This window comes from Lysinibacillus sp. UBA6686 (assembly GCF_002455205.1).
Taxonomy (GTDB): Bacteria; Bacillota; Bacilli; order Bacillales_A; family Planococcaceae; genus Lysinibacillus; species Lysinibacillus pakistanensis.
The window spans coordinates 56,770-67,996 of record NZ_DKJS01000010.1; the positions used below are offsets into that span (position 1 = coordinate 56,770).

At 38.3% G+C, this 11,227-nt stretch carries 10 protein-coding genes and 1 riboswitch; of the genes, 3 read left to right on the forward strand and 7 right to left on the reverse strand.

What is annotated here, in order from left to right:
* Positions 1-8 precede the first annotated feature (8 nt).
* Positions 9-530, forward strand: a complete 522-nt coding sequence (locus B2R82_RS02700; protein ID WP_286923392.1) for a gamma carbonic anhydrase family protein — start codon at positions 9-11, stop codon at positions 528-530.
* A gap of 187 nt (positions 531-717) precedes the next feature.
* On the opposite strand, the gene metK is transcribed toward B2R82_RS02700, so the two are convergent.
* A complete protein-coding gene (gene metK / locus B2R82_RS02705) occupies positions 718-1,914 on the reverse strand; it encodes a methionine adenosyltransferase (protein ID WP_286923393.1) in 1,197 nt (398 codons plus the stop codon).
* 494 nt (positions 1,915-2,408) lie between these two features.
* A riboswitch (SAM riboswitch) is annotated at positions 2,409-2,526 on the reverse strand.
* 536 nt (positions 2,527-3,062) lie between these two features.
* Here metK and pckA point away from each other — a divergent pair.
* Positions 3,063-4,649, forward strand: coding sequence for a phosphoenolpyruvate carboxykinase (ATP) (gene pckA, locus B2R82_RS02710; RefSeq protein WP_286923394.1), 1,587 nt, complete (start codon positions 3,063-3,065; stop codon positions 4,647-4,649).
* A 222-nt stretch (positions 4,650-4,871) separates the two neighbouring features.
* Here the strand turns inward: pckA and B2R82_RS02715 are convergent, their stop codons facing one another.
* Both B2R82_RS02715 and B2R82_RS02720 read right to left on the reverse strand, forming a co-directional pair.
* Positions 4,872-5,648, reverse strand: a complete 777-nt coding sequence (locus B2R82_RS02715) for an alpha/beta hydrolase family protein (RefSeq protein WP_286923395.1) — start codon at positions 5,646-5,648, stop codon at positions 4,872-4,874.
* Complete coding sequence (locus B2R82_RS02720) at positions 5,632-6,096, reverse strand: NUDIX domain-containing protein (protein WP_286923396.1); 465 nt, start codon at positions 6,094-6,096, stop codon at positions 5,632-5,634. Before B2R82_RS02720 ends, B2R82_RS02715 begins: the two co-directional genes overlap by 17 nt.
* Positions 6,097-6,455: 359 nt before the next feature.
* On the opposite strand from B2R82_RS02720, the gene B2R82_RS02725 reads away from it, so the two are divergent.
* Complete coding sequence (locus B2R82_RS02725) at positions 6,456-6,845, forward strand: hypothetical protein (protein WP_286923397.1); 390 nt, start codon at positions 6,456-6,458, stop codon at positions 6,843-6,845.
* A 93-nt stretch (positions 6,846-6,938) separates the two neighbouring features.
* Here B2R82_RS02725 and B2R82_RS02730 read toward each other — a convergent pair whose 3' ends face one another.
* From B2R82_RS02730 to B2R82_RS02745, 4 genes are all read right to left on the reverse strand, one after another.
* On the reverse strand, positions 6,939-7,862 hold the full coding sequence (locus B2R82_RS02730) for an aminopeptidase (RefSeq protein ID WP_286923398.1): 924 nt from the start codon (positions 7,860-7,862) through the stop codon (positions 6,939-6,941).
* 13 nt (positions 7,863-7,875) lie between these two features.
* The gene (locus tag B2R82_RS02735; RefSeq protein WP_286923399.1) at positions 7,876-8,637 is read right to left on the reverse strand and encodes an IclR family transcriptional regulator; all 762 of its coding nucleotides are present in this window, start codon (positions 8,635-8,637) and stop codon (positions 7,876-7,878) included.
* Positions 8,638-8,984: 347 nt separating this feature from the next.
* Positions 8,985-10,256, reverse strand: a complete 1,272-nt coding sequence (locus B2R82_RS02740) for a M20 family metallopeptidase (RefSeq protein ID WP_286923400.1) — start codon at positions 10,254-10,256, stop codon at positions 8,985-8,987.
* Entirely contained in the window at positions 10,246-11,202 is a 957-nt protein-coding gene (locus tag B2R82_RS02745; RefSeq protein WP_286923401.1) for a DUF1177 domain-containing protein, read from the reverse strand. The genes B2R82_RS02740 and B2R82_RS02745 overlap by 11 nt, the downstream gene beginning before the upstream one ends.
* Positions 11,203-11,227 lie beyond the last annotated feature (25 nt).

An 11,227-nucleotide genomic window follows, 5' to 3' on the forward strand; every position in this document is an offset into this window, starting at 1 on the left:
CGATTCTCATGATCTATCCATTTAAAGGTAAAACACCAACCATCGATCCATCCGTTTTTATTGCTGATTATGCGACCGTTACTGGCGACGTTACAATAGGTGCTGAAACAACTATTTGGTTTAACACTGTTATTCGTGGTGATGTGTCACCAACAATTATCGGTAAACGAGTAAGTATTCAAGATCTTTGTTGCTTACACCAAAGTCCGAAATACCCGCTAATTATTGAAGATGAAGTAACAGTGGGACATCAAGTAACTTTACATAGCTGTACAATTCGCAAAAATGCCTTAATAGGTATGGGATCAATCATATTAGACGGAGCAGAGATTGGAGAGGGTGCATTCATAGGAGCTGGCAGTCTAGTACCTCCAGGTAAGGTCATTCCACCGAATAGCTTAGCATTAGGTCGTCCGGCTAAGGTTGTTCGTGAATTAAATGCTGAAGATAAAGAAGATATGGAACGTATCGTCCGTGAGTATGCAGAAAAAGGACAATATTATAAATCTCTTCAAGCAAACAATAAATAATACTAAGTAGCCCCATTTCATCAATTCATCTCTTCACCTGTAGAGAGTCTTCTGTATCTTCCGCTGCCGCTACGCGCATAAAACATCTGCCGCTGTGCTTTTGATACAAAAAACATCTGCTGAANNCCCTTTCTAATTAATACTTTAATATAATTTATAATTCACTTTAACACTTTAGCGGGATAGTTTATAAACGTGCTCTTTCTCTTAAAGCCTCTGCTCTATCTGTTTGCTCCCAAGGCACATTTAAGTCAGTACGACCGAAATGTCCATATGCAGCAGTTTGCTTATAGATAGGGCGACGTAAATCAAGCATTTTAATAATCCCTGCTGGACGTAAATCAAATAGCTCACGTACCCACTCGACAATCTCGCTTTCCTTCACTTTTCCAGTACCAAATGTATCAACAGCAATGGATACCGGCTGAGCAACACCAATTGCATAGGCTAATTGTACTTCAGCTCGTTCTGCTAAACCTGCTGCCACAATGTTTTTGGCTACATAACGTGCTGCATATGCTGCTGAACGGTCAACCTTTGTTGCATCCTTTCCAGAGAACGCACCACCGCCATGACGCGCATAGCCACCGTATGTATCTACGATGATTTTGCGTCCAGTTAGACCGGCATCACCTTTCGGACCACCGATAACAAAACGACCAGTTGGGTTAATGAAATATTTAGTATTTGCATCTAGTAATTCACTCGGAACAACTGGTGCAATTACGAACTGTTTTAAATCTTCCTGAATTTGCTGAAGTGTTGCCTCTTCATCATGTTGTGTTGAAATGACAATCGTATCTACTCGTACTGGTATATTGTTTTCATCATATTCAATCGTCACTTGCGTTTTTCCATCGGGACGTAAATACGCTAGTTCACCAGATTTGCGCGCTTCTGTTAAGCGACGTGCTAATTTATGCGCTAGACTAATTGGTAAAGGCATAAGCTCGGGTGTTTCATTACATGCATAACCAAACATTAAGCCTTGGTCACCCGCACCGATTGCTTCAATGTCAGCGTCTGTCATAGAGCCTTCACGAGCCTCTAGTGCTTGGTCAACTCCCTGTGCAATATCTGGTGATTGCTCACCAATCGCTACAAGCACTGCAAGATTTTCTGCATCAAAGCCATATTTCCCACGTGTATATCCGATTTCGGCTACAGTATCTCGGACAATACCTTTAATATCTACATAGGTAGAAGTAGTAATTTCCCCTGCTACTAATACTAAACCTGTTGTTACTGTTGTTTCACACGCTACACGTGCATTTGGATCTTCTGCTAAAATGGCATCTAAAATGGCATCCGAAATTTGGTCACAAATTTTGTCTGGATGTCCTTCTGTCACGCTCTCTGATGTAAACAGTCGACGGTTTGTCATTTGGTTTTCCTCCTATTACTCTTACAAAAAGTATTTGTGAATACGGTACTCATTACCCATGTCAAGTCCGATCCTAAGGATTGAACTCTCAAGCCGTTACTGCTGTCGCTTCGCTTTCGTATCAATTTCGCCTTGGNNCTTTGAAAATCCGTGACATCCGCCAGAGGCTTTATCTTCATTCAGTAGATGTTTGGACACCCACTGAAAAGGAACCAAAATCGCATTTATCTCTACCTCCTAAAGGTGGAGTCTTCTGTATCTGCCGCTACGTTTACGCGCATAAAACATCTGCCACTTTGCTTTTGATACAAAAAATATCTGCTGAAAGAAGATAAAAACAGCTGATGCTTTTAACACGAGGATTTCGAAAGATCCGTCATTATAATAAGGAAAGAACTACATATACTTACCTTTATATTTGTTTTTAACAATAAAAAAATCCTTTTCTCACGCTTACTACATGAGGAAAGGAATAATGACTTCGTAACCTTTCACTCTTATCGTTCAAGGGGTTTCCCTTGCATCAGGTTGGCACCAACGCATGTCGTGAAATAGTTCATGCAGGTTGCCGGGTTTCACAGGGCCTGACCCTCCACCAGCTCGGGATAAGAGTATCCGTTCAATATCTCATATTACGTAAAAGGTCGAACGTTGTCAAATATTTTTTACTGTATTATTGTAAAGGTATGAGAGAAACTTTTTGGTCCCAATACGATTAGCACCTGGGTGATGCTGTAAATAGAAGCAAATTAATCCCTATTACTACCTTATATCCTGTGTTAACATAAAAAGTGACCTAATATCTTTATCATAAAGCATACTATTTGTGGCTTTGAAGACTACCCACCCCTACATGCGGGAAGATGAATTCAGTTTTGCTCTTCTAAACTTGAGTTAATAACCTTCCATCTTGTGCGAACCTCATGTTGGTCAAACGTCTTCAAACGCTGTTATGCTCTGGTGAATGAATGATGACATCTCTCATTATTAATTTACTTTTTGTCGTTTTCTTGAAAAGTAATAAAATCTCAAAAATAATTTCTGAATTAGTATAGATTATTTAAGCAATTGTGTTATACTATTTTTGAAATTAAGAAATTCTCCCTCAAACTCAAGGGAATACTATAAAAAAGGATGGTATTTAATCGATGAATTCAGTAGAAATTGCAAACGAACTGAAGGAATTATTAAGCGGCGGTAACATTAATGTTCAACTTTCAGTACCACAATTAGCTGAAAAGGCTACATCTCGTGGTGAGGCTATGTTAACAGTAGATGGCGCAGTTCGTGCAGAAACTGGCAAATACACTGGTCGTTCACCTAAAGATAAATATACGGTAGAAGAAGAAAGCACAAAGGATAAAATTGACTGGGGAAAAGTAAACCAACCAATTTCTTCTGAAGTGTTCGATAACTTATATGTAAAAGTAGTAAAATATTTAAAAGAACGTGACGAATTATTTGTATTCAAGGGCTTTGCTGGTGCCGACAAAGATTCACAACTAAGCATCCAAGTCATCAATGAATACGCTTGGCACAATCTTTTTGCTCATCAATTATTTATCCGTCCAACAGAAGAAGAGTTAGCTTCCCATGTCGCTGACTTCACAGTTATCTCAGCTCCAAACTTTAAAGCAGACCCTGCTGTGGATGGTACAGCTTCTGAAACTTTCATCATTGTCTCTCTTGAAAAGAAAACCATCCTAATTGGTGGAACTGAATATGCTGGTGAAATTAAAAAATCAATTTTCGGTATTATGAACTACTTATTACCACAACAAGGCATCCTTTCTATGCATTGTTCAGCAAACGTTGGTGAAGCTGGAGATGTAGCATTATTCTTCGGTTTATCTGGTACTGGTAAAACGACTTTATCAGCTGATCCTGATCGTAAGCTTATCGGTGACGATGAACATGGTTGGTCTGATAACGGTGTATTCAACATTGAGGGTGGTTGCTATGCAAAAACAATTAACCTTTCTGCTGAAAAAGAACCAGAAATCTACAATGCAATCCGCTTCGGTTCTGTTTTAGAAAACGTAGCTGTCGACCCAGAAACTCGAATTTGTGATTATGATGACGGTTCATTAACAGAAAATACACGTGTCGCATATCCGATCCAATATATTGATAATATTGTTGATCCATCTGTTGCAGGTCACCCAAAAACAATCATCTTCTTAACAGCTGATGCATTTGGCGTATTACCTCCAATCAGTAAATTAACAAAAGAGCAAGCAATGTACCACTTCCTAAGTGGCTTCACATCAAAACTTGCTGGTACAGAGCGTGGTGTAACAGAACCAGAACCAGTATTCTCTACTTGCTTCGGTTCTCCATTCCTTCCACTTCCAGCAACTGTCTATGCTGAAATGTTAGGTCAAAAAATTGACGAACATGGTGCGCAAGTATACTTAGTGAACACAGGTTGGACTGGTGGCGAATATGGTACTGGTAGCCGTATGAAGCTTTCTTACACTCGTACAATGGTACGTGCAGCAATCGATGGCAAATTAGCTGATGTTGAAACAATCCAAGATTCAGTATTTGGATTACATATTCCAACTGCTGTTGAAGGTGTACCAACAGAAGTACTTAACCCTCGTGATGCATGGGCAGACAAAGCAGCTTATGACAAAAAAGCGACTGAGCTTGCTGGTCTATTCAATGAAAACTTCAAGAAATTCTCTAATGTCTCTGAAGCTATCACTACACTTGGTGGGCCATTAAAATAATTTGCTTATACAAAGGGAACGATTTGTAGTCGTTCCCTTTTTTCTTTTTCTTTTACAAAATTTCGAATCGCTACACGAGGCTAACTATGCAGGTAGTGGTATTTTGAAGATGAGAGAGGAGCAGAGACGGTTGTTGGAGATAATTATTAGGAAAAGTATGTAATTGTTTCCTCCCACCATATCCTCGTTATGAACGCACAATTTGAGGTATGGTGGGCCCAGTTACTGACGTTTCATCCATTCGCAAAGAGCACGGACGGTCTCACGATTTTTTGCTGGAGGATATTGATGGGCAAAATGACGGTCATACCATGTTTCGTAAGTTTTATTGGCATCCTGTAAATAAAATTCTAATTGTCTAGCATGCTCGATATCTACATTTTCATCTAGATACCCATGAATAATAAGCACCGGCGCTGTAATATGCTCTATTTCAAATAATGGTGTTCGCGCGTCATAAGCCTCTGGCACACGATTAGGCGTTCCTCCTATAACTCGCTTCATCATTCGGCGCATATCTATCCGCTCCCAATAAGTAGCAGTTGCATCAGAAACGCCTGCCCACGTTACAACAGAGGTGATATCTCTGCGTAATATGGCTGTCCAAAGTGCCATAATCCCACCACGTGAGAAGCCAAAGACATGTATATTATCATTGCAGTACTGCTTTAACACGTTTACTCCGTAAACAGCATCATATCGATCAGCACCTGCAAACTCATCTCGCCCCTCCCCACCACGATTCCCTCGGTAATACGGTGCAAAAACAATAAAGCCCTGTGCTGCAAATTGTGCGACACGTGAAGGTCTAACCATTCCAATACTCTGCATGCCTCCACGTAGATATAAAAAGCCATCATATGTACCTTCAGCTTTTGGCTCAGCCAATAAACCTTTCACACGAAGACCCAAAGATATATAGGTAATTTCCGTTAACCGAACAGCTGGATTCGGCGAAGGATAGGTGCGTTTTTCAACGATTTCACCATTGATCATCATGTTTCAACTCCTCCAGCATTTTTTGCATGCCTTCATCCTTCATATGAAAGCTTAAATTTGGATGATTCGCAAATTCATCGTCGGTTAACCAGATCATCCCTGATGTCTCTAAATCAAACTCTATGTCCTCTTGCCCTGCAAATTGAGCAGTAAAAACCGTTTTACAAAATAACACTTCATCATGAACGGCATATTCTGCAAACCACTTTAAATTTTTTACATGAACTCCTGTTTCTTCAAACACTTCTCGAATTGCTGCCTCTTCCAAAGTTTCTCCAGGCTCTTGCTTTCCACCTGGAACCTCGACGCCACGTCTTTTATGAATCGTACATAGCCATTTGTTATCATATTTCAAAAAAACAAGAACATGTCTAGGTTCAACTGTTAATTCTCCTCTTGTAAAGCTTAAATCCACTCGTAAACCATTTAAATCTGTAAATGAGAACATCCTTTTCAGCTCCTTCTCTTATTTTTGGGTCGAATCAATTTCTAAAAATATTGGCATTCTTCAGCAGTTAGATTGTATCTGCCTCAAAAAAAGAAGGAAATCCCTCCGTAATTCTCCATTCTTCACGTTCTTTTGGGGATACAGTTATTTTTAATATAGTGTAATTATGCAATGACAATCAACAAATAATCGCTAATAATTTCCTCTATAGGGTAAATGGGAACACAAGTTTCAAAAGAAAGTCATTTAAAATTAAATTTTCCATAAAAATAAATGAGGAAAGTATAATTTTTAATCAGGTAGGATTATGTAACTTTTTTAGATTTAGAAATGTCAAATACATAGGGAGGGTAACATAAGTGAAAAAGCTAAAATTTATTTATCTATTAATTTTTTCTTTATTCGTGTTAATTGGCTGTGCTGATAAAAATAAAGATATTACCGTTTTTACAAGTAAAAACCCTGATGCACAGGAAGTATTGTCATTAGATAGTAATGCGGATATATTTCAATGGAATGATATCATCTATAAAACAAATATTGATTGGATTAAAGAACTCCAGTTTACTGAAAATTCAAAGGTTGGAAAAATTGAAGCTAACTCTTCAATTGCAGCGGAATTTAAAAATGGAACAGCAAACAAGTTATCTGTGGGTACTGAAATTTTTACAGTAAAAGAACGAAATGATGTGTTAATGGTGAAAGATGATGGAGAAGTTAAATTTTATTATTTATTAGCTGAAGGTTAATAAAAATCTTTGCAATATGTCACACAAAAAAGCGTATTCGATTTAATTTGAATACGCTTTTGCACTTGGTTGAAACAGGAACAGTACTTATTCCTAAATAACTTGTTTGCCATCAAAATAGACGGTTGGATTTTTGACGACACAATCAATATGAACATCTGCTGCATTTGCGCCACCAAATGGTACATTACTGCCAAATGCAATATGAATGGTACCAAATACCTTTTCATCCTCAAGGACATTCCCACATAATATAGCACTTTTGTTTGCACCAATCCCAAACTCTGCAATGATACGGCCATTGCCCTCCCCTAGTAATTCAAGTAATTTCGGGCCATCTGAACCGATTGCATCCTCTAGTCGACCATTGTGAAGCTTTAGTAATAATGGTTCTTTCAACACACCAATATTGGCAATAGAGCCATCAACTAAAATCTCACCATTTGCAGATGTTTCAATGGGAGCAATGTAGGATTCACCTGATGGAATATTACCATATTCTCCGGAATTGCGTACAATACCTGTTGAACGAATACCGGAACGATTTTCTACGCTAAACGTCAACTCATACCCATCTTTTACAATGTGAACATCCTTTGCAGTATTCAGTAGATTGACATAGCTTTCTACAAGTACTTCTATTTCATTTGCATCAGCATGAAGTGCCCCTTGCTCCAGCATTGCGAATGTAACGCCTGGCATTGTGGCAACTCGCCCGCCATTTTCACACGCCTTTTTTCGAGCCATTGTATGTGTTAGAGAATGGGAGGTAATGCATAAGGTAACATCTACTTGCGACATCAGTGACGATATAGCGTTCACTGGTTCATGTCCAGATTTCTTCAGTAGTGGCATCACAACTAGTATTGTGTTTTCCGTTATGCTTAAACCTGCCTGATGGAAAATTTCAGCAATCTCTTGTTTGTGAACATCTGTTAGAATCATCAGTGTTTCTGAGGATTGAACATTTAAATTATTTTTTAAGATATTCAGTGCAATCTCCTGTAAATGCTGCATGTATTTTTTCTCCTTAATTAAAATTCAAATGATACCTACGTATGATATTTTCAACCTCTTGTCTCGCTTGTGTTAGCGGTTCCAAAACTTCTGGAATACGTTGCTCTGTAAAACGGTAAGTAGGGCCTGATACAGTAACTGAACCTACCACTTCTTCTTCACTATTAAATACAGGCATTGCAAGTGCCAGTACATCCGCAGTATATTCACCTTTACTAACTGCATAGCCACATTCTCGTATCTTTACGAGTTCATCTCGAATTTCAACTGTATCTGTCATAGTATTGTTTGTGTAGGCGATTAGTGGCACATCAATCACTTTTGAAATTTGCTCTTCATTGAGGAAGGCAAGCATTGAACGGTAGGAGGCTCCTACATAAAGTGGTGTTCTACTTCCTCTAGATACTGTGAATTTCACCTTATTGACAGGCTCTGCCTTGAGCAAAGTTAACGCCTCTAAGCCATTTAATACTGTAAAAATAGCAGTTTCACCTGTTGTATCCTTTAATTTTTCGAGAACTGGCATGCAAAGTTGATCAATGTTTAAAGAATCATACATATTCATCCCAATTTCCCATAAGGCAATGCCTAATGAATACTTTTTAGTTATAGGATCTTTCGTAATAAATCCATTATTCTCAAATGTTTCAAGAATACGATATAAATTTGTATGATTCATATTCATTGCCATTGCTAGCTCACGACCACCCCATGTGGGCTTTTCCTTTGTAAACATCTTTAAAACGGCAATAGATAAATTTAAGGTTTTTAGCATCTCTCTCATCCTTTTGATCTATTTATCTGACAGTAACGGGCAGTTCTATCAAGTTTGGTGAGGAATTAACTGCCCGCACATGCCTGATTCGTAAAGTTCTAATCTGTAGGGATGAGGAAAACCCTTCTAATTAGAACTTTACTTTTTCTTGTACAAAAGATTACCTTTACGGTTACTTCAATAAGGGGGAATTATCGAGATAGTATCATGTATGGCAACCGTTTGTACAAGATCGTTTAACTTTAATCAGTGGAGGATGAAGTTTGGGCTCGTAATGACCCGTCCTATACGTCATCCCCCACCGATTAAAATTCATTATCAAAAGTAAGAGAGGAGGTAGCTCCCCCTTACTTTTGATGTAAAAAATCTATGGCAGCCGTAATATAAACTTTTGCACAACGTATGATATCCTCTACACGCACTTTTTCATTATAGCCATGGATACTTGGCAAATAGGCTGGACCATATTGTAGTACTGGAATATTATATTGTCTGAAATGACGAGCATCACTACTTGCCCATTGCATCACACCATATGCCTCTTTACCAGTAACAAATGAGATATTATCTACGATTGCTTGGCATACAGGGTTTTCAGCTGGTGTATAGTTGGCCACACTTTTAAATCCAAAACGTTTTATCGAATAATCAATATTTAATGCATCTAATTTACTTGCCAATATATCAGTAACTTGTTCTTGTGTAATACCAAAAGGTAAGCGGCAATCTATTTGTACCTTACAATAATCAGGAATAACGTTGGACTTCGTACCTCCCTCAATTGTACCAATATTTACAGTAATTTTCTCTAATACTTCTTGATATTTCAAACGGTCTTTTTCCACTTCTCGCATGTATTTTTTAGATACTTCAATTAGGGGCTGTACTTCCTCTGGAATTGTAATCTCTAAATCCCATAAGGTACGTATTTCATTTATAGCAGCAATCGCATCTATAATAGCATTTCTTCCTGCTAATGGTGATAGGCTTCCATGACCAGGTTCCCCACGTACCTCTAATTCAAACCAGTACGAACCTTTTTGACCAATCGTAGGATTTAATGGTGATGAAGGCTCCGCAATTAAACAGCCATCACCCTTTACTAGATTTCGTTCTAATAGCCATGGGACTCCATACTCTCCACCTGTCTCCTCATCGGGAACGATCGCTAAAGTCAGTTTTCCTGGTAGCTCAATATTCAATTTCTTTAGCATCTTAGTTGCAAAAATAATTCCTGCTAATCCTGCTTTCATATCACTGGCGCCACGACCAAGCATCCATCCGTCCTTTACTTCCCCTGAAAATGGGTCGAAATCCCACTTAGCCAAATCGCCAACAGGTACCACGTCTGTATGGCCACAATAAACTAGCTCTTTCCCCTCTGTATTTCCAATAGAGGCTACTAAATTAAACATTTTATCCGCAGATTCATATTTTTCATATGGAATATTTATCTCATTTAAATAATTTTCAATAAAAGTTGTTATTTCCGTTGTATCTCCTGGTGGATTGACGCTTGGAATTTGAATTAATTTTGAACATAATTCAATCAACTCATCTTTATTATGTTCAACTTCTTCAATTAGTTGTAACTTGAGTGCGTGTAAATCATTGTTCATGAGCAGGTACCTCATTCCCTTTTGTTTGTAAATGATTCATGCTTCCATATAAAATTTCGATAAGAGCAAATTGCTTTTCATCATAGAATGAACATTTTTTTGCACCAAAAACCTTAGCTACTTCTAAGACAAATCGAACGACATTTTCTACATCTGTTACATGTGTGGCACCTGTTGCACAGCCTGCTACCACAGATTCTGTTGTAATGGCAACGCCTACAACTGGGCTTGTTGTGGCAACAGCCGGTTGTAAAATACTATTAACATGGAATAGACCATTTCCATATGGTGTAATATCTTGCGTAGTAATTGGCATGACAACAGGAGAAATTCCTGCCGATTGAGTATACACATGTAGTAAATCATCACTAACCTTCAAAATATAGCCTTCCTTAACGGTTGGGGTGATGGCAAACCCTTTATGATTACATATTTGATTACCCTTTGTTGTATCAATCGATAATATAGCATCCATCGTTTCATCAACTTCATTATCATTCATAACACTAATATCTACTGGCGAATTCATAAATGGTACTGGCTCGTGTGGTAAAGTTGGGGCTGTTGGACAAATATGTGTAGTAAAAATAACGTCCCCCTCTAGCTGATCGCCCTTTAAAGCCATATCAATTGTTTTTGCTGCACTTGCCATACAGGCTAATGCACCATCACCATCAGAAACGAAGCCTGTCATTTCTGGGCGTGCTCCAATTCCACCTAAACGTCCAATAATACCTAGTGTTGGGGCGCTCCCACCTGATGATTTACCGTTTTTCCCCTTGACCAAAACTCTTACAAAATCAGTGGAGCCATTGTCACCCTTAATCGTTTTTACAGTAACATCTGCAGAAGGGTCAATATTGTGTAAGTAATCTTTAACAACCTCCCCATTTACATAGATACTATCCATTAATTCGTATAATTCCATAACATGTTTCAATGACATATTCTTGTGCTCCTTTTTTATTACC